The organism is Candidatus Poribacteria bacterium, assembly GCA_028820845.1.
Taxonomy (GTDB): Bacteria; Poribacteria; WGA-4E; order WGA-4E; family WGA-3G; genus WGA-3G.
This window is the reverse complement of record JAPPII010000122.1, coordinates 57,957-80,166: the sequence shown is the minus strand read 5'-3', so window position 1 is coordinate 80,166 and position 22,210 is coordinate 57,957. Positions and strand designations below refer to the sequence as shown.

The 22,210-nt window shown below is 46.7% G+C and carries 21 protein-coding genes; 13 read left to right on the top strand and 8 right to left on the bottom strand.

Annotation, left to right across the window (positions count from 1 at the left end; genetic code table 11):
• Positions 1-340 precede the first annotated feature (340 nt).
• Positions 341-1,279, top strand: coding sequence for an ornithine carbamoyltransferase (locus tag OXN25_23465; protein MDE0427827.1), 939 nt, complete (start codon positions 341-343; stop codon positions 1,277-1,279).
• A 17-nt stretch (positions 1,280-1,296) separates the two neighbouring features.
• Complete coding sequence (locus tag OXN25_23460; GenBank protein ID MDE0427826.1) at positions 1,297-2,454, top strand: threonine synthase; 1,158 nt, start codon at positions 1,297-1,299, stop codon at positions 2,452-2,454.
• 21 nt (positions 2,455-2,475) lie between these two features.
• Here the strand turns inward: OXN25_23460 and OXN25_23455 are convergent, their stop codons facing one another.
• Entirely contained in the window at positions 2,476-3,213 is a 738-nt protein-coding gene (locus OXN25_23455; GenBank protein ID MDE0427825.1) for a hypothetical protein, read from the bottom strand.
• A 510-nt stretch (positions 3,214-3,723) separates the two neighbouring features.
• Between OXN25_23455 and OXN25_23450 the strand changes: the two genes are divergently transcribed.
• The 7 genes from OXN25_23450 (at position 3,724) to OXN25_23420 (ending at position 10,598) form a co-directional block, all read left to right on the top strand.
• The gene (locus OXN25_23450; GenBank protein MDE0427824.1) at positions 3,724-4,653 is read left to right on the top strand and encodes a hypothetical protein; all 930 of its coding nucleotides are present in this window, start codon (positions 3,724-3,726) and stop codon (positions 4,651-4,653) included.
• Positions 4,654-4,733: 80 nt separating this feature from the next.
• The gene (locus OXN25_23445) at positions 4,734-7,169 is read left to right on the top strand and encodes a YdjY domain-containing protein (GenBank protein ID MDE0427823.1); all 2,436 of its coding nucleotides are present in this window, start codon (positions 4,734-4,736) and stop codon (positions 7,167-7,169) included.
• Between the two features lie 16 nt (positions 7,170-7,185).
• On the top strand, positions 7,186-7,371 hold the full coding sequence (locus OXN25_23440; GenBank protein ID MDE0427822.1) for a zinc ribbon domain-containing protein: 186 nt from the start codon (positions 7,186-7,188) through the stop codon (positions 7,369-7,371).
• Positions 7,372-7,400: 29 nt separating this feature from the next.
• Positions 7,401-8,816 (top strand): DNA polymerase III subunit delta, encoded by a 1,416-nt coding sequence (gene holA / locus OXN25_23435; GenBank protein ID MDE0427821.1) that lies wholly within the window; start codon positions 7,401-7,403, stop codon positions 8,814-8,816.
• A 123-nt stretch (positions 8,817-8,939) separates the two neighbouring features.
• Positions 8,940-9,707, top strand: coding sequence for a site-specific integrase (locus OXN25_23430; protein MDE0427820.1), 768 nt, complete (start codon positions 8,940-8,942; stop codon positions 9,705-9,707).
• Between the two features lie 235 nt (positions 9,708-9,942).
• Positions 9,943-10,179, top strand: a complete 237-nt coding sequence (locus tag OXN25_23425) for a hypothetical protein (protein ID MDE0427819.1) — start codon at positions 9,943-9,945, stop codon at positions 10,177-10,179.
• A gap of 20 nt (positions 10,180-10,199) precedes the next feature.
• Positions 10,200-10,598: a hypothetical protein gene (locus tag OXN25_23420; GenBank protein ID MDE0427818.1), complete on the top strand. Its 399-nt coding sequence runs from the start codon at positions 10,200-10,202 to the stop codon at positions 10,596-10,598.
• 202 nt (positions 10,599-10,800) lie between these two features.
• Here the strand turns inward: OXN25_23420 and OXN25_23415 are convergent, their stop codons facing one another.
• From OXN25_23415 to OXN25_23400, 4 genes are read right to left on the bottom strand one after another with little or no spacing between them, the layout of a single operon-like run.
• Positions 10,801-11,985, bottom strand: coding sequence for a metallophosphoesterase (locus tag OXN25_23415; GenBank protein ID MDE0427817.1), 1,185 nt, complete (start codon positions 11,983-11,985; stop codon positions 10,801-10,803).
• A 22-nt stretch (positions 11,986-12,007) separates the two neighbouring features.
• The gene (hisS, locus tag OXN25_23410) at positions 12,008-13,339 is read right to left on the bottom strand and encodes a histidine--tRNA ligase (protein ID MDE0427816.1); all 1,332 of its coding nucleotides are present in this window, start codon (positions 13,337-13,339) and stop codon (positions 12,008-12,010) included.
• A gap of 13 nt (positions 13,340-13,352) precedes the next feature.
• Positions 13,353-14,132 carry an ATP phosphoribosyltransferase gene (hisG, locus tag OXN25_23405; GenBank protein MDE0427815.1) on the bottom strand — a complete coding sequence of 260 codons (780 nt, stop codon included), beginning with the start codon at positions 14,130-14,132 and terminating at the stop codon, positions 13,353-13,355.
• 26 nt (positions 14,133-14,158) lie between these two features.
• Positions 14,159-15,595: an ATP phosphoribosyltransferase regulatory subunit gene (locus tag OXN25_23400; GenBank protein MDE0427814.1), complete on the bottom strand. Its 1,437-nt coding sequence runs from the start codon at positions 15,593-15,595 to the stop codon at positions 14,159-14,161.
• Between the two features lie 103 nt (positions 15,596-15,698).
• Here OXN25_23400 and OXN25_23395 point away from each other — a divergent pair, with 103 nt between their 5' ends.
• The 4 genes from OXN25_23395 to OXN25_23380 all read left to right on the top strand — a co-directional run bounded on the left by OXN25_23395 (position 15,699) and on the right by OXN25_23380 (position 19,899).
• Positions 15,699-15,869 (top strand): hypothetical protein, encoded by a 171-nt coding sequence (locus OXN25_23395; GenBank protein ID MDE0427813.1) that lies wholly within the window; start codon positions 15,699-15,701, stop codon positions 15,867-15,869.
• Between the two features lie 158 nt (positions 15,870-16,027).
• Positions 16,028-17,659 carry a hypothetical protein gene (locus tag OXN25_23390; GenBank protein ID MDE0427812.1) on the top strand — a complete coding sequence of 544 codons (1,632 nt, stop codon included), beginning with the start codon at positions 16,028-16,030 and terminating at the stop codon, positions 17,657-17,659.
• A gap of 125 nt (positions 17,660-17,784) precedes the next feature.
• Positions 17,785-19,032 carry a dockerin type I domain-containing protein gene (locus OXN25_23385; GenBank protein ID MDE0427811.1) on the top strand — a complete coding sequence of 416 codons (1,248 nt, stop codon included), beginning with the start codon at positions 17,785-17,787 and terminating at the stop codon, positions 19,030-19,032.
• 207 nt (positions 19,033-19,239) lie between these two features.
• Entirely contained in the window at positions 19,240-19,899 is a 660-nt protein-coding gene (locus OXN25_23380; protein ID MDE0427810.1) for a Uma2 family endonuclease, read from the top strand.
• A 21-nt stretch (positions 19,900-19,920) separates the two neighbouring features.
• Here OXN25_23380 and OXN25_23375 read toward each other — a convergent pair whose 3' ends face one another.
• The 3 genes from OXN25_23375 to OXN25_23365 are packed head-to-tail and all read right to left on the bottom strand — an operon-like array spanning position 19,921 to position 22,043.
• Positions 19,921-21,030, bottom strand: a complete 1,110-nt coding sequence (locus OXN25_23375; GenBank protein ID MDE0427809.1) for a hypothetical protein — start codon at positions 21,028-21,030, stop codon at positions 19,921-19,923.
• Between the two features lie 15 nt (positions 21,031-21,045).
• Positions 21,046-21,819, bottom strand: a complete 774-nt coding sequence (locus OXN25_23370) for a sugar phosphate isomerase/epimerase (protein ID MDE0427808.1) — start codon at positions 21,817-21,819, stop codon at positions 21,046-21,048.
• Positions 21,813-22,043 carry a hypothetical protein gene (locus OXN25_23365; GenBank protein ID MDE0427807.1) on the bottom strand — a complete coding sequence of 77 codons (231 nt, stop codon included), beginning with the start codon at positions 22,041-22,043 and terminating at the stop codon, positions 21,813-21,815. Before OXN25_23365 ends, OXN25_23370 begins: the two co-directional genes overlap by 7 nt.
• Between the last annotated feature and the right edge of the window lie 167 nt (positions 22,044-22,210).

Here is a 22,210-nt window from a genome sequence, read left to right as displayed (position 1 = left end):
CGTCTAAACCCACGTCACCCGTGGCGTTACCGTGGTAGTTCCGAGAAACGAAAAATGCGGATTCATAGTAACAGCAAAAAAACAACCTTTTCATAGGAAGCCGACAAACCCACGTCATACCTGACTTTATGGGGGTTTTAAAGGCACAATTTTCAAAACGTTACTATGAAAACTATGAAAACTATGAAAACTATGAATCACGACACCGCTGAACCCCGGTTCATGCCATAAGGCATGAATACCGTTGATTCCCTACGGCTATAGAAAACATTTGACTTATGTTGGAAAGTTGTGTATAATTATAGTTTCTAATTTTAGAGACCCTGCTGTGGAGGTAATTATGCACCTGATTACGCTAAAACCTTGGTCAGAAACGGATATTCTTGAGACAGTTGAAAACAGCCTGAAAATAAAAAACCATCCCGAAAAATATAGACACGCTGTCGGTGGGAAAAGTCTCTGCCTGCTTTTCCAAAAGACCTCCACACGGACACGATGCGCAGGTGAGGTTGGCATAACACAACTCGGTGGACATGCACACTACCTCGATTGGCGGACGACCAACTTTGCGTTAGCCGATCTCGGCGACGAAATGCGCGTCCTCTCAGCGTACGTTGATATTATCTTAGCCCGTTTCTTGAAACACGCCGAACTCGTTGAGGCAGCAGCCGCTGCAACCGTCCCTGTAATTAACGGTTGCTGCGATAGATACCATCCGACACAGGCTCTCGGTGACCTGATGACAATACAAGAGCACCTCGGCAGACTCGAAGGTGTTAAACTCTGTTTTATCGGTGTGCATAACAACGTCTGTAATTCGCTGATTGCTGCTGGAATGAAGGTCGGCGTTGAGGTTTCAGTCGTCGCACCAGAGGTAAATCCCGCCGCTGTTGATAAAGAGTTGTGGAACGAGGCTTCGCGGAAAGGACTCTATAAGCCGATTGACACCGATGCTGCAGGTGTTGAGCGTTCATTGGAGCGGGTCATCGCTGAAAGCGATATTGTCTATACGGATACGTGGGTGGACATGGAATTCTTTACAGACCCGGCTTTTGCAAAGGAACGGAAACGGCGGTTAGAAAAGATGATGCCGTATCAATTGAACGCCAAACTACTGCAAGCGCATGAATGTCGGATTATGCACTGTCTTCCTGCGCATCACGGCTATGAAATTTCAGGCGAACTCGTCAACGATGAACGTTCAATTATATTCGACCAGTCGGAGAACCGTCTCCATAGTATGAAAGCGATCTGTCTCAAATTGCTTGAAGAATCCTAATCCATAACCGAAATTTGATGAATACTCACAACGAAACGCTAAAAAATCTGGAATGTAGCAAGTGTGGTGAAACCTATCCACACACCGAACCACAGAATGTCTGTACCACTTGTGGAAAGCCGCTACTTGCCCGTTACGCCCTTGAAGCATTGGCAGGAACATGGCAGCGCGACACGCTTCTATCCCGCCCTGCTTCGCTCTGGCGTTACAGGGAGCTCCTACCGATAGCAACACCTGAAGACATCGTGACGCTCGGAGAGACAATGACACCACTTGTCCATACGAAAAGGTTAGGGACGGAGTTTGGACTCCGAGAAGTTTGGGTGAAAGATGAATCTCGGCTGCCTACTGGCAGCTTCAAGGCGCGCGGTTTGGCGATGGCGGTATCCAAAGCGAAGTCACTCGGACTTAAAGCATTAGCGATCCCTTCGGCTGGCAACGCTGCGACGGCACTTGCGGTTTATGCCGCTGCTGCGGGTATTGCCGCACATATTTTCATGCCACAAGATACACCCGCCTTCAATAAGCAGACGTGTCAACTTGCTGGGGCAAACGTTACGCTGATTGACGGTCTAATTACGGATGCTGGCAGAATTGTGGCAGAGCGGAAGGAACAAGAAGGTTGGTTTGACGTATCAACCCTGAAAGAGCCATACCGTGTGGAAGGTAAAAAGACGATGGGGTTTGAGCTTGCGGAACAGTGCAATTGGGAGCTGCCAGATGTCATCATCTATCCTACCGGTGGTGGCACAGGAATCGTCGGGATGTGGAAAGGCTTTGCGGAGTTGGAAGCAATCGGTTGGATTGGCGAGAAAAGACCTCGGTTCATTTCGGTGCAATCGACAGGATGCGCGCCGATTGCCAAGGCATGGGAAGAAGGTGCAATGGAAGCAACGCCGTGGCATAATGCACAGACCGTGGCGAGCGGTTTGCGTGTGCCACAAGCGATCGGGGATTTTCTGATTTTAGAGGCGATACGTAAAAGCAACGGTGCCGCGATTGCCGTCACGGACGAAGCCATCCATGAGGCAATGCAATTGCTCCCAACAACCGAAGGGCTCCTGACGTGTCCCGAAGGCGCAGCGACAGTCGCAGCACTCAAACAACTCGTCTCAAAAGGCATGATTGAACCTTCCGAGCGCGTTGTGCTATTCAACACGGGTGGGTATCAGTAGTTATTCGCGGTTCGCGGTTCGCTAACGCTCCTCAAGATAGTCGTAAGTCGGCTTCCCCGTTGTCTCCGTTTCAGATGCTTCCGATGCTCCTGTCCTCAAGTGATAGCCCACCTCATACTTGCGTACCGACACGATTGGGTAAGGACCGTCAAATCCAGTGATTACGCCTTGTACCTCAACGGGTTTATCGTTATCCGCTGCATCAAGTCGCAGCCGATCGAATTCAGGATTCGCACTGAAGACGAACTTCTGTTCTTCATTACCAGCTGTCATGGCATGGTGGATATTCGAGGTATCCGGTCGCCAGCGTCGCCACGATGGTACGTTTCGGAGATAACTCCGAGCGAAACCGGGATGCGCAAATAGATCACCGCGAATGGTCGCTTCGCTTTTAAGGACGCGGGAAAACCCAAGCCCATGCCTGCCTCGGAAACGCGAGTCGTTGAGTTGACGCATGATGTCATAGACATCAAACGTATGGGTTTCACTGTATTTAGAGACCCCTTGGCGAGGTTTAATCTTCACAAGGGTACTAAAAATCCGTTTTCTTCCATTCTTATCAACAGGTATCTCGAAGGTGATGTCTTCGGCATCAGCCCACGGTTCTAATAAACGCCGAATCTGGTGTGCATCCCTGTTGCTGACGACATCCGAAATCTCTACCTGTAAGACAGCCACTTCAGCCATGCTTACCATACTAATCCCAACAAATAGAAGGACTACCACTAAAGTTAGGCAATAGAAATGCGTACGTTTCATCTTGATCCCCTCGCTTCATTTATAAGTTTTGCTTTTCTTACCCTATTAGACACCTTTCAACGCAAAAAGTTTCAAAAAAGTTTACATATCCCTATAATTTTCCGCTTTGTCGTTGGAATCTTGCCAACCAGCTTAATTCGACGATATAGTACAGGACTGGCAAAACAAGAAGCGTCAAGAGCAGAGCAATATAGAGCCATTACTAAAGGTTTTCAAGTCTGCCCGATTTCGTGCAATTGGGTATAAAGCATGCCCTATTTTGTGCAGTACTGTCTGGATTGTTTTCCAAAACCGTCTACTCACGTATTGTTTCAGAATCGGCACAAAATTTGCTATACTTATACTATTTCTAATTGTATATCTCTCAAACGCGCCTATAAAATTTCTTGCGAATTTAAGGGAAATTATGTTAAGATTTATAAATAGAAGTGGCGCGTAGAGCGCGCACTTAACGAATTATACATTGCGCGCTTACGGAGCGCACACAAAGCAAAAGAGGAGATATAACTGATGAAGAAGTTGTTTTTGGTAGTGATGGTGTTAGGGCTGGCGGTTGCTACCAGTTATGGACAATATAACGGTGAATGTTGGGTTGTCAGCGGTGGGGAGACGATTTATAAGTTATATGCTAATGGACAGGCAGATCCGACAGTTATCCCGAATTTAACCCAAGCGAGTGCTGCAGAAGTGAACCCAGCAGATGGTGTCGTCTGGATTGCGGTTTCAGCGGCAAATACTGTCTATCGTTATGATCCAAACAGTGGTGCTTTTAGCGAGATACCAGACATTACGCGTCCGAACCAGATCGCCATTAATCCGGCAGACGGTTCAGCGTGGATCGCTGGACTTGATGCTGTTAAAAAAGTATCCGGCGACGGAACGCAAGTTATTGCGGCAATAGCGGCGCACGAACCGGCTGTGGCAGTCAATCCTAAAGACGGGTCTGCGTGGATAACAAACGCCCGAGGTCCAATCGCACGTTACGACGCTGCTGGCAATAAAATCGCAGATGCGCCATCGATGGGTGAACCAAAAGGTGTAAGCGTTGACTACGAAGGCAACGCTTGGATTGCTGATAGCCAACACAGTGTGCTTATGCGGGTATCCCCGACTGGGGCAGAACTTGTAAAGATTACAGATATTCCGAATCCGACCTCTCCACGTATCAATCCGATAGATGGAAGTCTCTGGGTCGTTTCTCAACAATCTCTGTTAATAAATTTGGCACCAGATGGAACGAAAAAGAATGAATTTTTAGCGGGAATGGCAATCGTGGCAATAGCACTTTCACCGGCGGACGATGGTATCTGGATAGCAGACCTGCTCGGTGAGACCTTCCAAGGCGAGATTAGTAAATGGAATGCCTCAGGTCAAGCACTATTCAAGAACCCTATTCCACAGCCTTCTTCCCTTTCCGTTGGATATTGGACAGGAAACTAAATCGCGGGATTGTGTCGTGATATTTGCCTCGTAGAGGATAGGCGTGAATCTGGTCCGATAGACACATATTGAGGTACAACATGATTAAGTATTCAGTTTTGGCACAGCATGTAAGTTTTCCGAACTTGCTATTAAAATTAACAATCGGAATCTTCTTTGCCGGTTTTTTTGCAACGAGCGGATTTGCAGAATTGCCAGATTTCCATGTTGATGCCCAGAGTATCACTTTTTCTAATTCCTATCCGGTTGAAGGCGAAGAAATTACCATCTGGGTCGAAGTGAAGAATATCGGTGAAGGCACCCCCACAATGAATGAGGATTTGGTCGTTGACCTTTACGAAGGGGATCCCGCGACACAACCGCTCCAGATTCTCTGTAGTGATGTTATTTTAGAGTTGAAAGCGGGCAGGACAGATCGGGTAGAAGCGAGGTGGCAACCGCCACCCGGTCAGACGGAGATTTATGCCGTTGTTAACCCTACAGGTGATGAACATATTGAAGAAACGAACGCAGAAAACAACATCACGCATGCGACAATTGTCGCAGAGAAGCGGACGTTCCCTGCTGTTACACCAGATCAAATTCAGGAAACAATCAGGAAAGGGATTACTTGGATAAAGGCACAACGCGGCAAACATAGCCGTACCTGTTTACAGTGTGGCACTGAAAATCAGCTTATTTTACTCTGCATCACCTGCGGCGCGAGTCTGAAAGGGTTAGCAGAAAATTTCATTCCCGGGCCCTCATGGAACTTCGGTGAGGATCAGACGCAAGAAACTGCTTTAGCACTCCAGACGCTGTTCGCAACCGGACACACCCCATCAGACCCTGCAGTTCAAGAAGGCTTAGAATTTCTGATTGAACAGAACTGGAATGAATTCGCTGTCTACCAATTCGCAGTAATTATCCCCGTATTAGTTGCCACCCAAGATGAAGCGTATAGGGATCGAACGCAATTCGCTGTTAACCAACTGGTTAAAAAGCAGCTGCCTGTCTTGGGGAGTGAGTTCGCGGATGAACGGGACGATGGCGGCTGGGGATACGGTTTCTCTGCGGACGGTGCGCACATGAACATGGTTATCTATGCGCTGTATACCGCGAAGCAGTGGGGACTTGATATTCCACAGGATACATGGAACCGCGCCGAAAAGTGGGTACGCCGCAATCAAACTGAAACGGGAGGTTGGCTCTACAATTTAGTCGACGAAGGCTCGCCTTGGGCGATAGGGGTCTATGGAAGCATGACCGCGACTGGATTGTGGGCACTCCGGGCATGTGGTGTCCGTGTTGATGATTCACAGATTCAGAAAGGCATCGCATGGGTGAAAAAGCACTGGACGTTAACTCGGAATCCGGGGTCTAATTCCTGGCTTTATTATTATCTACTCTCATTGCAAAGGTTCTGTGATATTCCACCGACTGTAGACACACTCGCTGGCTATAACTGGTATGACGAGATCGCGCAGATGATGGTCACACAGCAAGAACCTGATGGAAGATGGCGCGGCTCTGAAAGCGATTTTTTATCCACATGTTTCTCAGTAATGACTTTGAGCCATGCCTTGGTAGGACCAACGGGACCAAGCATTGGAATCGTGCCGCAGAGCCTTCGGTTTTCCCCGCCCTCGCCGCGGGTCGGCGAACCCGTTAGGCTGAGTGCAACGCTTCGGAACACTGGAACGCCTTTCAACGGGATTCTAAATGCAGAATTCGTTGTGAAGGACGAAAAGGTCGCTACAACTGAAGTGCTTTGGACACCAAAACTCGGAGAGACTGTGGTTTCGGCGGACTGGGTGCCGACAACAGAAGGCGAAACAGAAGTTGTGGCACGCATAGATGTCGCCGATACGAATGAAAAAGATAACACCGCATCGGAAAAACTCACTGTCTATCCGCAGTCTACTGCAGCAACGGATGCCCAATTAGTGAACCCGACAAAAGTGAGCGAAACTGTTTACCAACTCGGCAATGTGCTTTTTGACACCAGCAAGCGTGAAGTAACGATTCCAGGGGAAATCAACATTGTGGGTGGCGATATCAATATTGAATTCTTTGCGTGCGGCACACTTGGAAAAACACATGAGAGTATCTTGATTATTGATGCAGAACCCATTCATATATTTGCAGCACTCGGTGCTTTGGATTATGATGCAGGTATGAATCTCACAGTCGAAGGTGATCCACGTCCTCCCACGGGGTCGCCGGTTGAAATCTGGGTGGAATGGAGTCGTGGCGACGAAGTTGTTTCACGCCGAGCAAGAGAGTTGATATGGAATGCCTTCACGGAGCAGCCGATGCAAGAGACATCGTGGATTTTCAACGGTGGACGGCTCCGCAATAATCAATTCACTGCCCAACTCTTTCACAACATTATTGCTGTCTACCGCGACCCGGATTCACTTTTTAATCATCCCCTACCCACCGGCACCGATGACCGGACATACCGCGTTAACACCGATGTGATACCACCGAAAGGGACCAAGATAAAACTGATCATCCGTCCCGTCGTCGCTTGAAGGGAAAGGAACAACGATGCCAATTTTTGAATACCGATGCAATGACTGCACAACTGATTTTGAAGTGCTTCAACGTGTCAGTGATACCGATACATCTATAACAAAATGCCCACGTTGCGGCGCAGAGGACGCTACGAAACGCTTCTCGGCGTTTGCGACCACTGGGACGCAACAGGAGACTGCTGGCGATAACGCTACTTGAGCGATCCCAATCGGCGGCAGTTTGTCCGCATGAGACAACAGCGAAAACCCCTACCCAACATCCTTCGTGAAATCCAATCGAATAAAGTTTTCCCGGTGTACCTGCTTTGTGGCGAGGAGAGTTTCCTTGTTGAAGGCACGCTTAAACAGATGCTGGATCATCTCCTTACGCCTGAAACACGGGATTTCAACCTCTCCTTCTTGGAAGGTACCGATGTTACAACCCAAGAGATCCTCAGTCAGGTAGATACCTATCCTGTCATGTCAGAATGGCGGGTTGTTGTCGTCCAGGACGCAGCTTTATTTAAAACACAACAACGTTCAACACCGATAACAGTCGTCCGAAACGCGTTTAAAATTGAGACCACGAACGCCTCAAAATGTATCTCTACATTGGCAAAACTTTTGGACGTTACGCCACAACAGGTTGCCGAACGGCATCTTGATTTCATAAATGCGGTTGATGCTCTTGTCAATGAGCTGGAAACGAGATTATCTGCTGAAGAACGTCAGTTCTTAGAACGTTTACCGCAAATTGCGCAAGAACTGGACGTACACTCCACGGATGTCAGTGCTGTTGACGATGTTGAATTAATGCTCGAGTGGCTTCAGGGAGATTTACCGAAGAATAGTGTCTTGATCTTCACGGTAAGAGGTCCAGTGAACGAACGGAATAGACTTGTTAGAGCTATTGATGATGTCGGACGCTACAGACCCTTCGCGCCAATAGAAGCCGGTCCGTCTGTGAATCGAGATCCGTTATATATAAAAGTATCAGAAAAACTCTCCGAACACGATAAACAGATAACACCTCGCGCCTTTACGCAGCTTCGGAATCGCACTGGCGGTGATATGCACACTATTGCTGAAGCCCTCAATAAGATTATCAATTTCGTTGGTGATAAACGTCAGGTAGATGAGCAAGATATTCGGAACATTGTAACTCAGAATATGTACGACAGTATTTTTGACTTAACCGATGCGATCGGAAAACGTTCAGCGAAACAGGCGTTGAAGAGCCTTCACGACGTTTTGTCGAGCGGTCAAGAACCAATTCCTGTTAATTCCACGATCGCTCGCCAATTCCGATTCGCGCTCCAAGCCAAGTTGATCGCTGAGAAGAAAGAATTGCGACCGTTTCGTGGTCGGATGCCCCTTAAGAATTTTATAGAAAATATCTTCCAACCGATTGCTGAAGAAGTTGGGAGCCTCTTACCCAAATCCGCTACCCATAACATCTTGAAACAAAACCCTTACGTTGCTTATAAAATCTTTCAGACACTCCACGCCTTTACAGCGGAAGAGCTTGCTACCGCACTTGAGAAAACCTTAGAAATAGACACCGAATTGAAAACGAGTCAGGTAGATGCAACATGTACACTGGAACAGTTAGTATATGAACTGTGCGATAACCGGCAAGCCAGAAGGGGACACTCACCACCATAGGGTCAATGCGGTTACAAACCGCATCTACCAGCGAAGGGCGCAAGTCCTATATGGTTTAGAAACCAACAAGCCTCTTATTCCGTTTTAAAAAGTATACACTCATGAGGAAAAGGGGTTCTTTGAATGAAAGGCACAAGACCTTTAGATAATGCTGAAATCCGAAAAGTATCGGATGCCTTTGATGGTATATTCGCCGTTCGGAATCAGAGTCTATTCATGTTAGGGGTATCCGTTGGCGGACGGATTAGTGAACTATTGGCGTTGAAAGTAAACGATGTGTGGCAAAACGGTAAGCCTGTTAAGGATTTATTGTTTGATCGGAACATTGTAAAAGGTGGTGAGATATCCAGAGCCGTGCCTGTGAATATAGATGGTAGAGAGGCAATTGAGAATCTTATCACTTGGCAGACTGAACTCTATGGCAACGTCAAACCTACCCGTCCGCTGTTTCCGTCCCGGAACGGACAAGGTTCGCAGACGATGACTCGTAAAGCAGCACACGATGTACTCAAGCGTGCATTTGAGGATGCGGGTTTGAATGGTAAACTCGGTACACACTCGCTGCGGAAATCGTATGCGCAGCGTCTCTACGAACAGACAAGCGATATTTACGCTGTACAGGAGATGCTGGGGCATAAAAGTGTCATGACAACACAACGGTATCTCGGTGTGAACTACGCGAGTGTGCGCGAGGCATCGGAGGCGATGTCAGTGCACAGCGAAGGTGACATAAGTACGAAAACGTCACCTTCAGTGAACGAAGCCACGGATGACGTGCTATTGGTCGAATTGCTTCGGAGAGGCTATGATGTCGCCCGACTCCTTCAGAAAGAAGAACTCCAAGAACCTTTGCAATCCCCAAGCAAGAAAACTGCATCAAGATTCGTCTAAATGCAGTAAATTACAAGAGCAGACTTAAAAACACTCCATCATCGCTGGCGAGGTTTCTAACCTCGCCAACTTCCCTTAAAAATAGGTAGGCGAGGTTTCATAACCTCGCCGGTTTACAATCTCTAAGTAATTGTAAAAAATTTAATATACGCTTTACTTTTTCACTATCCTTTTTGTATCCTACCGACTCTAATAAGCAAGACTATATTTTATTCAACAGTTGGAGGATTTGAAAATGGGAGAAGTTGTTCTGATTATTGCTATCATATTTGGAAGCGTTGCGATAACAACGCTCGGATGCGTTTGGATGGGCACCTCCTACGCTGCAAAGAAAAAAGGCTTGAAAACAGGCGCGACACAACGGGATATAGAAGTGCTACAGCAGAAAGTCGATAATGCCCAGCAAGAAATCGCGGCTCTCAAAACAGAAGTCAAACGACTCATCAAAATCGCTAAAGGCGTAGACACATAATAAGGGGAACAGATATGGGGATGTTACCACTACTTATCTTTATCGGACTGGTGTTCTTCTTCGTCATCAAGATAAGGGGAACAGATATGGGGATGTTACTACTACTTATCTTTATCGGACTGGTGTTCTTCTTCGTCATCAAGTTTACGGTTGCGGTTACCGCCGTTGTGGCAATTATTGTGGGTACAACAACAGTCACCACACTAATATGTGTCTGGTTCGGAACATCGTATTATCTGCGTGTATCAGGATACAAACCCGACAAAGCCGAAAAAACCTACCAAAAGGTGGATTCGGATTTGGAACAGATTGTCGGAGATTTACAAGAAATTCGTTTTGAATTGGAGGAAGTAGAGCCGTATCTGCGAGATGTGGAATTCTTAAGGTACGCTCGCCAGAATCCCAAAGCAGAAAATTAGTTCACAAAGTAAGGAATCCTAAAATTAGGCAGGGCAAATATTTGTCCTGCCTATTGTCTGCCGAGAATATGATATATTGCAGCAACAATTTGCCGATTGTGCAACTCTGGGGTGTTCTATACAGGGGCTGTCTCAAAAACGCGTTTTAGGGGCATTCTCGAAAGCCTTTTTTTGGCGTAATTTTATAAATTTAGATTAAAGCCTAAAAAGTCAGCCATCGGTGAAAGACTACATCTTTACCTTCGGGCTCAACTACACGCAGCAAAATCTTCCCATCGGTGAAAAAATCCATTGCCATGAAACCCGTATGTTGATGTGCGAACAAAGTATTTTTTCCAGACGACACTTCCGTAACTTTTCGAGTTGCAGCGGCCCCGCTGACAAGAAGGTAGTCCATAATATCACCCTTCAAGACTTGCAAAGAATGTTCATGCCCGGAGGCATAGATTAAAAGTGAGGGATGGTTAGTGGACTTCCGGGTGGACAATGCGCTGTTCAGCTGCCTGACCATATTTTTATTTCGTTCGCCGCGTATGTCTTGATCGGATTTGTACAAGTATTTCCGCCAATAAGGATATGCAGCACCGAGTATAGGTACTGGAACCCAGAGCCATTCTTTTACATCCCTGAGGGGAAAAAGGTGAGACTTCCAATCAAAGAAGCCTCCGTGGGGTCCATAAGTTTCCAATGGATGGTGTCCTACAACGATAACAGGTAACTCGGTATCTAAGAGTGCTACGAGTTCTTCTATAATCTTCTCAGGTGATTTTTCCGGCTTTTCATGTTGGTGGAGCCACCACTGCGTATTTAGAACAATAAGCCGGACTGCGGGGTTGGCTTTAGGGAGTTCAAGGGCAACGGGCCCGGGTGATCCGCCCGACGGCAGAAAGTTTATCTCACCCGATAAGGCATCGTTAATAAATTGCTCTTGTGCGAGAAGCGCGCTATATCCCTCCGCCTTTCCACCTGCCCAATCGTGATTTCCAGGAATGAACAGCCCATGTACACCAGCAGTTTTGATAACCGAGAGTTGCGGGGCAAGTCGTTCCGGGGCTTCATGTTTTCTGCGTGCTGTCATCCCTTCAGGATACATGTTGTCCCCTAAAAAGATAATACTCGTTTTCGTAGCGTCTTTTCCACCCCACTCACTGAGCGTTTGCAGAACAGGTTCACCCTGCTTTGGCTCCCCACCATCACCGAGTAGTAAAATCCGATAGCGAAGCACACCCTCCGTTTCAGTATTACTTCTCTCGATTTCGGGAATGTTAGGGTGATAATACGGTTTGGTGTGACTACATCCTGCACCTGTCAATTGCGCCGCTTGAACGATGCAAAAGAGCAAGAGAATATAACGGGTGAGATTAGGGCACTGATAAAACTTCTTCATTTTTTCTGACCGAACAAACTTTTCACACTCTTAATAATGCTTGAATGTATTCAACAAGTTCCTCCCGCGGGATAACTTGCTGTTCTCTACTCGCGAGGTCTCGAACCGCGACTCTGCCATCTTCTACTTCATCGGATCCGAGGATAACGGCACACGGTATACCTTTGCTATCGGCATATTTCATCTGTGTGCTGATACGTGTCGGGCGACAATAGACCTCTGTTCGGATACCGCTGCTGCGCAGAAGCGTTGCTAACTTCAGAGACTCTTCGGCGAGATCCGCGTCGAAAATAGTCACTAAGACCTGTGTTACTGTCTTTCCCACAGCAGCACGAAACATACTGAATTCTTCCATCACGTCAATGATACGTTCAATACCGAAACTGGTGCCTGTTGCTGGATAACTTTGCCGACTGAAGCTCCCGATGAGTTCGTCGTATCTTCCACCACCAGTGATACTCCCAATTTTCGGTTCTTCAACAACCGTCTCATAGATCGGGCCGGTGTAGTATTCCAACCCACGCACCATTGAGACGTTTATTCTATAGAATTCCTCTGGAACATCGAGTATTGTGAGGTAACCGCTGAGTTCTTCCAATTCCGCAATTCCTTCGCTTGCGACTTCGGAATCACCGAGTTGTTCAGAGAGTGCATTCAGGACTGTCTCTGCGTCACCTTCAATTTGAAGCAGCGCGAGCAGTTTCTCAATAACGGGTTCCGGGATCTGGTTTTCCGCTAATTCCGCTCTGACTCCTGAGAGTCCAATCTTATCCAATTTATCAATGGAGCGATAAAGTCCACCAAGTTGTTCCGCAGGCACACCCGCAAATTGTCCAATGCCGGTGATGAGTTTTCGGTCATTGATATTAATCTCGAACTGTTTGAAATCAAGTCGAGTTAGCACTTGATAGATGAGGTTGACATTCTCAGCATCAGCGAGCATGCTCTCGGTTCCAACAGTATCCGCATCACACTGAAAGAATTGGCGGTAGCGTCCCTTTTGCGGACGTTCTGCGCGCCAGACGGGATCAATCTGATACCGCTTAAAGGGTTTCGGCAATTGCGGATGCATAGCGACAACTCGGCAGAGCGGTACCGACAGATCATATCGGAGGGAGATGTCCTCTTTTCCACCGATGTGTCCTGCCTGATAGATGAGTTTTTCGGCATCCGGTCCGTACTTACCCGTGAGTACTTCAGATAATTCAAGAGCCGGCGTTTGTAAAGGCTCAAACCCGAACTCCTCAAACACGCCGCGAATCACATCTATGACATATTGCCTGCGGATCATCTGCTCCGGTAAAATGTCCCGCATCCCTCTCGGAACGCGCGGTTTAATAAAAGAGGTAGCCATTATGTATTGCTCCTTAAATGTGTCCGGGGAGTGCTTGACTCCTTCGTCTGCGCAGCCCTTTTTGTAATGCCTGCTTAAGTTCTTCAATCTTTTCGCGTTTCCACGAATCTCTGAGTGCCTTCGGATTCGCGATGAGCGTAGACTCGGATTCGCGTAAGAGTTCAATCTGCTTGAGTGCGTTTGCCTTGATTGTCCGCCGCGATGCCGTTGAATTGTCAATGATCGCCTCGGCTTCTTCTGGTGGTTTCCCCTCGGTCGCGCCAAAAGACAACATAAGCGTGATTGGTGACTGATAAGAACCGGTCGTATTCAGCCGTTTCCACGGTGTTAAAATTGCCGGTGCGATCTTATTTTCTGTCTTTTCAAGGATATATTTCTCGGCGATGTTCAGGTACTCGGTGGAAATGCGGATGTCCCTATCGGCAAGATTCACCAAATCCTCGAATGTGTTGAGATCGTCTCGTTCTTTACGAACAGCGAGGATAATGTCAATGTGTCCATATTCCAAAGGCAAGATTTCTTCAACATCAGCATCGGTTTCTTCAACCCAATCTTGACCGGTAATTCCTACGTCGTAAAAATCATCCATACCGACGTAGACGGGTATCTCCTGTGGACGTGAAATCTTGATTTGAAAATTGCTATCGTTGCGGAAGGTTGCACGATAGGATCGGTCAGTTGCGGTATACCCGTTGAGTTCATAACCGGCACGCTGAAACATTTCAAGGGTTTCCGGCTGCAGACTTCCCTTTGGCAAAAGCAGGTTCAGCGTCCTCTGTGATTCCGTTTGCATTATAAATTCTCCTTCTTCTATTTCCCTTATAGAAGGTCAGGAATAGTGACTACCTGTGTGTCCCCCGTTTTGATTTGAATTCGGCGGATCGATTCATCAGCGGTTAAACGAATGAGGTAATCGTAGTTTGCTTGGTTGGCGTAATCCTGTTGTGCTTGCAAGTTACGTTGCATCAAATCGACCTCTACGTTCTTACCGTTTTTCCGTAATGTTTCAGCGAGGCGTTGTGCTTCCGCAGCCTGCTCTGGTGTTTCTGCTGCGATGAAATAGTCTTTTCTTCCGTTGACAGTTGTCTTTCCCGTGTCGGTAAACGCTTCCACAAGCGCATCGAATTGGAATGCAAACCCGGCTCCCGGTGTTGGTGTGCCACCGAAAGACGCAATTAGTTTGTCGTATCTCCCACCCCCACAGAGTGGTCGGTGTGTGTCAGGCAATTCAATCTGAAAGACCGTGCCGGTATAGAAATCAAACCCGCGCGTAATCCCTAAATTAATCTCAAAATCTGTAATGTCGTAGTTTTCCAAACACTCACAGAGCACAAGAAGTTCCTGACGTGCAGCTTTCAACTTCCCACTGAAACATGCTTCCCACGCTGTCATAACCGTATCCTTGTCACCAGAGATTTTCGAGACGCTTATACAGACCTCTGCAGCCGCCTCAGAAATATTGAAATAGCGTTGCCACCTCGCTTTATAGGTTTCCTCAGCAATGACTGGCAACTTTTCAGCGACCGTAGCAATATTACTGTTGGTTAATTCCTGAATCATAGCGGCTTCAATCTTGTAGGCCCCTTCGTAGTCAGTTCCTTGTGATCTTCGCAGCATATTAAGCGCGTCGCGGAGTGTTTCGATATCCCAAAATCGCGCTTCAGCACGCAAACGTGCAAGATAGTCAAGATCCCATATAATTTCACCGTGATCCTTAGTATCCAGTGCGACCTGTTTGAAAATCTCGCGAAAGATTCCAGTGTTACCGATTTTTAGTTTCGTGTGTGAAATGTTAAGTTTTTCGAGGATACGCATAGGGATAGCAATAATTTCTGCATCGGCATCGGCAGAAGCCGGTCCAATGAGTTCAACACCCGCCTGTCGAAATTCCCTCTTTACTTCGGTGTCATCTGTAGTTGGTTCTTGTCGGACGCACTGCCCAATGTAGTAGAGTTTGTACGGATATGGGAGGTGTCCAAGTTGTCCATTCGCGATGAGGCGACATACGGGTGCGGTCATCTCAGGTCTCAAGGCGTAATCTATTCGATCTGAGCCGACGAAGGTGAACATCTTGTGTCGAATCTCTTCACCGGATTGGGCAGATAAAAGGGCAAAAGATTCAAACAGGGGTGTTTGAACCTGTGCGTATCCGTAATTTTCAAAGGTCTCACGAACAATTTTTTCAACGAAATTTCGCTGAGCCATCTGTTCAGGTAAAAAATCACTTGTTCCAGCAGGTTTATCAAATTTTTCCATGTTTTAGTTCTCGGTTGTCAGTTATCAGTTAAGAGGGTTTTTGTAACTATCTACTTCTGCTTGGTACGTCCGGTGCAGGATGGATTGTTAGAGCTAAAACCCTATGAAAAATCAAAAAAAAACCAGTAAACAGGAACTCTGTATCTCACGCGCACTGACAGCACAGCACGGAGGAGAGCGGCTCGTTTACTGGGATCCTAACAAGTTAGACTTGCTTCGTATCAATGATGTTTATACATATTCCCTCATCCGCTCTACTCAGAAGTGCGAATGATGGTGATGTATATTAAAAGTATTAGCGTAAAGCATTTTTAAGCGTCGTTTGCAAGCTGAAACTTGCTGTTAAAAAGTCAATGATTTTAATTGAGCTTAATGGTATTATATCCTATTAAGAGGCGAATGTCAAATTTTTTCCTGATTTTGGGCAACTTAATGAAGACTAAACCAATTTTCATCATCTCTCTACTCGGTGTGCTGCTATCGGTGATTCTGTGCGGTATCTACTTTCAGTTCTCTTACTTTGAACCGGATACCGTCTCATATCTGTTCCAAGCGAAGTTGTTTACTGAAGGCAAACTCTCGTTTCCTGCCCCACCGGAACACGGCTTTTCCTCTTCCCCACATATTAATGTCCTCAACGGTAAATGGTATTCAAAATATCCATTCGGCAACGCATTGATGCTAATGTTCGGTGTATTTATCAACGCACCTTGGCTGATTCCTGCGCTTGCAACGGGTGGTGCGCTGCTGTTTCTCTATCTGTTTGTAAAAGAGATATATGGAGACATCCATAACGGACTTGCACTTGTTGCCGCAGTGCTTGCACTCATTTCACCAGCGACACTCGGTATGGGATCAACGTGGTTCAGTGAACCTGTGAGTCGTTTCTATCTCTCCGTTTATCTATTCGCGCTTCTCAAGACCTTGAATTGCCAAAGCGATGCTTCTCCCCTTGCTCGCATCGGCTATCCACTGCTCTCAGGATTTGCGTTGGGGTATGCGTTTAATACACGTCCGCTCTCTGCGGTCGTATTCGGCGTTGTCGGCGGCGGATTAACGATCTATCATCTTTTCACCCAATGGCAAAATCGACAAGCATTCTTCTCTACAATGAAACGTTTTGGCTTCTTCTTTATTCCATTCCTTGTGCTGCTGGGTGTCTGTATGGCGTGGAACGCGCATTTCACTGAAGATCCGTTTATGTTCACACATACCGTTGCGCAGCCTCATGACAAAATCGGATTCGGAGCTCGGATGGAAGGTTACGAACCGAATATCGAACAGGCGTTTATTTTCACGCCAGCGTGGGCAATCGAAAGGACATGGCGACACATTCTCCCGTGTATCAGTTTCAACGCGCTCGGTTGGGGAAGTTATCATCACGATTTGTTGAAAGAAGTTGAACTGTCAGTCGGATGGCTTGTCGCTTTTGTACCATTAATTCTGCCTTGGTGCCTCGTCCTTGTTCCCTTCTTCCATCCGTCGCGCAATAGATACGATGTGCTATGTCTCGCGCTGCTCGTCGGCAATCTACTGCTTTATGCGTTTTTCTATTTTGAGGGTTCAACGTGGGGGTTCACACCGGTAAACGCTCGCTATTATACTGAATCGACATTCCTCGGCTTCATCCCATTGGTAGCACGAGGGATGATTATTCTCTACGAGCGGTTCAAACTACCCGAGAGGCGCAGACTTGCGATTGGTGTTGGGGTCTGCTTTTTGTTACTCAGCGTTAATATTGTGTGGAGTTACGTCCGCATCGGGCAGGTCTATCAGAATTGGAGTCCTGTCTATCAGAAACTACCACCTATGGTGGCAGAACAGAAGGTTCACAACGCCGTGATTTTCGTATCCCAGCACCGCGGTGCGCCGATTGGAGACTATCCGTTTCAGCGTCTTGGAGAGGCAGATATTGTCTATTTTAAACTCGGTCCCGCACCGCGCTGGAAACTGACAAACAGTGATTGGGAAAATGTGTATGCGCAGTACTTTACGGGCAGAAGTGCGTATTTGTATGTCCCGCGTGAGAATAGTCTAACCCTTTTATATGATGAAACTAAGTAACTTGAACGGTTGTCTTAGGAAAAATCTACTTGTCTACAGACGACATAAATTGAGTAATACACCAAAGTTTGAGCGAAATATGATTTTAGTGTGTAACATCTGATTCTGAAAGGAAGTAATTTTTTATGAAGAAGTTTTTTGGAAAGATTCTGTTTTTCTTTTTAACTCTTATGATATGCCAAGAATTTAGCAAGATGAGTTACAGTGAGTCTCTTGTCCATGTAGAATTCACAAAAACTGATCCTATTGCAGTTGGCGAACGGATGAATGTAAACATTCAAATATCGAATGCTCAAGATGTTGCCGGATATGAATTGACTATTGGTTTTGATCCAACAGCACTCCGCTATATTGAAGGAGCAAATGCGGATTACCTTCCAGCAGGTGCTTTCACTTTATCTCCGATAGTCTCTAACAATACTGTTTATATTGCAGCAACATCCTTATTTGGGACAGTTTCCTCTAGCGAAGGGACGCTCGCCACATTAACATTTGAAGTGATTGAGACCAAAGATTCAACCATTAAACTAATGGGCGTGATACTCTCCAATAGTGTAGGAGTACCATTAGCAGTTGCAATTAGGGATGGACATATTACGACAATCCAATTACCATCAATCGGAGATGTTAATGAAGACGGAAAGGTAAACATTCTGGATTTAACGCTGGTAGCCGGTAATTTTACAGGAGCTTCTCCAACCCCTCCGCGCGTGGATGTGAATAAAGATGGATCTGTCAATATTTTAGATTTGGTCATGGTTGCTCAACACCTTGACATTGTCAGAGTTGATAAGGGAGAAACTGAAGTCAGAGTTATCCCTGTCAATCCTGAAGAAAATCCCATCGCCTCAACCGCTGCGAGACCTCCTATTGACTTCGCAGCAGAAAAAGCAGCGATTCAAAAGGTGTATAGTGACTTCTACAAAGCCTTTAACGACAACGATATGGGAGCCATTGGGGAGACCTTTCGGACGAGTGACAACAAAGTTGCCTTCGGCACAATCTTTGCTGGAAATGAACCGGTGCCAATCGCCTTCGGTTGGCGGAATGTTGAAATCGCTATCGAAGGATTATGGATCGGTATCGGCACGAAAGGTTCCAAATGGGGACCAAACGATCAGTTGAAGGATTTTTGGATTCGCTATAAAGGGAGCAAAATTGAAGCCAGTGCTATAGGCTACAATTGCTACAAAGGCGCGTTCCCCGGCGAAACCCACCTCTATTTAATGAAAGAAGCGAAGGATGGGTGGAAGATTCACGAGATGGATAGCAGCACGGAAAATAACCTCGGAATCTTTGGTTTCCATAAAGGCAAACCGCGGCTTAAGGAGGCAGGACGCTTCTTTAGCACAGATGCCGACAAAGCCCCATAAGTCCAATTTCGGTGCACACGGTTGCTAAAAACTGTCCGTTTTCGTGCAGATTAAGCCATCTAAGACAGGGGTTACATGAGTTCGAGAATAAAAATGATAGTATAGATGTTAAAAATCAATACTGAATGAGTTGATTTGTATCATTGCTTCTGTTAACATATATAGTACCAAATACCACAGAAATCAAATTTTTCAGGAGATAAAACGATGCGGGAAAGAATACAAGGAGTGCCGACAGTCGTTTATCCCGAATCGGACGGTAAACCTATGGCTGAAACGGATCTCCATCGCGATTTGATGATGGATATGATTCTGACACTTAAACATCATTTTCGGGATTCCCCGGAGGTCTATGTATCCGGTAATCTCTTAGTATACTATGAAGAGGGCAATATTCAGAAGTCTGTTGCTCCGGATGTGTTTGTGGTTCGCGGGATTTCTAAGAAACTGAGGCGGACGTATCTTCTTTGGGAAGAAGCCCCGATTGATTTTGTCTTGGAAATCGCCAGTTCCAGTACCTACAAACACGATCTGACCCATAAGAAAACATTGTACGCTTCGACGCTTGGTGTACAGGAATACTATATCTATGTGCCGTATGGAGCGGTTGTACCCCGTTTGCAAGGGTATCGTCTCGTAAATGGCGTATATGATCACCTGGCGTTTGTGGAAAATAGGTTGCGTTCGTCCGTGTTAGGGTTGGACATAGGTGATCATGATGGAGGATTACGTCTTTATGATGCCAGTACTGGCGTATGGCTGCAACCGCCACTGGAGGGGTTAGCAACAGCAGAAGCACGCGCAGAAACCGCAGAAACCGAGCTTGTCAAAGCACTGGCGGAATTGGAACGCTTACGCGGACGATGAAAAATCTATTGCTGTGATAGCCTACATCACTTGTTCCAAAACGATAATATCCCCGGGATTCCACGATTGCGCGATGATGTAAAACTTGCCATCAACCTTGCGAATCACTGCGCCGTGCAAATGCTGGAAAGTCTCCACACCGAGTTCCTCCTTTAACATAACAGTTGAAACGAGGTTATTTCCGTCGAGGATATAGAGTGGCGCGCCTTTCTCTTTATTCGGTCCGTAGAGGCACGCGACAACGGCATATCCTGCTTCATAATCAATGCTACATGGGAATGAGCCCTTGATAAGTGGAAGCGTCTCCAGATAGGTGCCGTCTGGCGCATAGCGTTCGATCTCTGCATTTGCTCGGTCAGAAGCGTCCAATCGATTTGTGCCATAAGGTACTGTAATATGATGTCCCGTGCCGAATTGCCCGGGTTCATCGCCTCTACCACCGAACGCCAGAGGATACCAACTCGCTTCAAGTGGGTCAAGACTTGTGAGTTTCGCTCCCAAGATGTAATCCAAATCAGAGTAGCCGGTGGTAATGTAGAGCATACCATCAACATGTGTCACGCCGGTAGGGACGAACGCTCCGCCTTCACTAAAATAGGTATTGACTGCCTGATGCTCGAAATCCGTCATTGCGTCTGGGGCTTCCAATGTATGCACCAGCTTCCCGTCTAATGTTGTTGTGAAGATTTTACCGACATCGTTTGCTGGGAAAGAGAGGTAGGGCATCCCGTCAGTTGTTGACCAGACGGTGACATAATGTGCGTTGGCATCTTTCAGCGCAGCAGGCGTCTCAATCAGCCGCGTTGTTTTCAGATCGGCACTGATTTCGATGATACCGACACCGGGTAGTTGGAAGTAGGTCTCCCCTTTTCCATCCCGTCGGTCTACGTCAAAACCGCCGTGTGCTTTATCAATTGCAGTAACCACTTCTGTTGGAAAATGATCGCGTGTATAGAGGACTTTGAACTTAAGCGCGCCCTGTCCACTGGTAAGTTGTGTATCGTGGGATGTCTCGTGATGTGCGACGAATTGAAAACTTTTGGTTTCCGTTGCTGAGTGATCTGTCACGTGGGCATAAGCAGATCCAATTATTAGGGTAACAGCAAAAAATAAAAAGACGATCTTTCTCATTCCACAACTCCTCTCTTATGACTGTATCATTGTCCGAAACTTCTTGGTAAATTCGCAGCTGCGGGTGATGCTCGCGACATCCTCCATCTTGTACTGGACGACCAACGGACCGGAAAAGCCGACCTCTTTCAAACCTTGTGCAAACGTCTCAAAATCGAAAACGCCGCCACCGGGTTCACCGCGATTGCTTCCCGATACATGTACATCACCCAAACAGGCTTTCATAGCGTGTGCTGCTGTCTTCGGTTCTGCGCTGTCGTTGAAAAGGTGATATGTGTCGGCTGTTAGATAGACTGACAATCCCGTGTCTTCAATAAACGCAACGCCTTCGCGATAGTTATCCAATGGGCAGCCTTTCTCAAACTCAAGGGCGATTTTCATTCCGTTCTCATTGCAAGGGGGTATCATCTGCGAGAGGTTGTCGGCGAGTGCGTCCAGAGATTCCTGTCGGGATACACCCTCTGACGGATTCACCCATACGCCGATAATCTCAGCGTTGAATCTGCGTGCCACTTCAAGGACAATCTCAAAGTGCTGTAATGCCTCGTCTTTTCTGGCAGGGGTTGTCAAAATATGGTTGCCAAAGCCGATTGTTGGGGCAACAAGATTATGCTTCTCTGCAAGACGGATGGCATCGTCTATCTCGGCGATTGAGAGTTCACCGAGAAACGCAGCATTTACGGGGATGTTGATGCCTTCATAGCCTGCTTCGGCAACGAGATTAAAAATCTCTGCGCGTGTAAATCTGCCTAATGTGCCGGAGTAAGGGTCGTAACAGATAGTTAACATTTTTCCTCATCCGAATCCGTTTCCCTTGATAAAGGATACGGATCTTCCGTTGTCAGTTTACCATTCGGCAGTTCATAGTAAAGGTGTCCATTGAAATCGTACACGTTCGGAATCCCTTTTTTGCGGTTTTCCTCTTGTGCCCTTTTAACTGCACGATTGCCAATGCGTGAAAACTTGAGCGTTTCTTCGTAGATATCAACAGGGTCTGATTTGTCTTGATGCATTAGGTGCCTCCATTATTAATGTCTTGCACAAAAAGTTCAAATAAACCTTCGTTTATCACCGTAACATCATCGATCCTACCAACGGCAACTTCCTGAAAATACGTTGCAGAATTGTAGTATAGATGCCACTGATCTACTAAATCTCTATAAGTATACCAAAAATTACG

Bases quoted from the DNA above. Each gene is read 5' to 3' on its own strand.
- OXN25_23385 (MDE0427811.1), top strand. From the start codon at position 17,785: ATGAAGAAGTTTTTTGGAAAGATTCTGTTTTTCTTTTTAACTCTTATG.
- OXN25_23430 (MDE0427820.1), top strand. From the start codon at position 8,940: ATGAAAGGCACAAGACCTTTAGATAATGCTGAAATCCGAAAAGTATCG.
- OXN25_23380 (MDE0427810.1), top strand. From the start codon at position 19,240: ATGCGGGAAAGAATACAAGGAGTGCCGACAGTCGTTTATCCCGAATCG.
- OXN25_23465 (MDE0427827.1), top strand. From the start codon at position 341: ATGCACCTGATTACGCTAAAACCTTGGTCAGAAACGGATATTCTTGAG.
- OXN25_23365 (MDE0427807.1), bottom strand. From the start codon at position 22,043: ATGCATCAAGACAAATCAGACCCTGTTGATATCTACGAAGAAACGCTC.
- OXN25_23440 (MDE0427822.1), top strand. From the start codon at position 7,186: ATGCCAATTTTTGAATACCGATGCAATGACTGCACAACTGATTTTGAA.
- OXN25_23415 (MDE0427817.1), bottom strand. From the start codon at position 11,985: ATGAAGAAGTTTTATCAGTGCCCTAATCTCACCCGTTATATTCTCTTG.
- OXN25_23400 (MDE0427814.1), bottom strand. From the start codon at position 15,595: ATGGAAAAATTTGATAAACCTGCTGGAACAAGTGATTTTTTACCTGAA.
- OXN25_23455 (MDE0427825.1), bottom strand. From the start codon at position 3,213: ATGAAACGTACGCATTTCTATTGCCTAACTTTAGTGGTAGTCCTTCTA.
- OXN25_23460 (MDE0427826.1), top strand. From the start codon at position 1,297: ATGAATACTCACAACGAAACGCTAAAAAATCTGGAATGTAGCAAGTGT.
- OXN25_23450 (MDE0427824.1), top strand. From the start codon at position 3,724: ATGAAGAAGTTGTTTTTGGTAGTGATGGTGTTAGGGCTGGCGGTTGCT.
- hisG (MDE0427815.1), bottom strand. From the start codon at position 14,132: ATGCAAACGGAATCACAGAGGACGCTGAACCTGCTTTTGCCAAAGGGA.
- holA (MDE0427821.1), top strand. From the start codon at position 7,401: ATGAGACAACAGCGAAAACCCCTACCCAACATCCTTCGTGAAATCCAA.
- OXN25_23390 (MDE0427812.1), top strand. From the start codon at position 16,028: ATGAAGACTAAACCAATTTTCATCATCTCTCTACTCGGTGTGCTGCTA.
- OXN25_23395 (MDE0427813.1), top strand. From the start codon at position 15,699: ATGAAAAATCAAAAAAAAACCAGTAAACAGGAACTCTGTATCTCACGC.
- hisS (MDE0427816.1), bottom strand. From the start codon at position 13,339: ATGGCTACCTCTTTTATTAAACCGCGCGTTCCGAGAGGGATGCGGGAC.
- OXN25_23425 (MDE0427819.1), top strand. From the start codon at position 9,943: ATGGGAGAAGTTGTTCTGATTATTGCTATCATATTTGGAAGCGTTGCG.
- OXN25_23375 (MDE0427809.1), bottom strand. From the start codon at position 21,030: ATGAGAAAGATCGTCTTTTTATTTTTTGCTGTTACCCTAATAATTGGA.
- OXN25_23370 (MDE0427808.1), bottom strand. From the start codon at position 21,819: ATGTTAACTATCTGTTACGACCCTTACTCCGGCACATTAGGCAGATTT.
- OXN25_23420 (MDE0427818.1), top strand. From the start codon at position 10,200: ATGTTACCACTACTTATCTTTATCGGACTGGTGTTCTTCTTCGTCATC.
- OXN25_23445 (MDE0427823.1), top strand. From the start codon at position 4,734: ATGATTAAGTATTCAGTTTTGGCACAGCATGTAAGTTTTCCGAACTTG.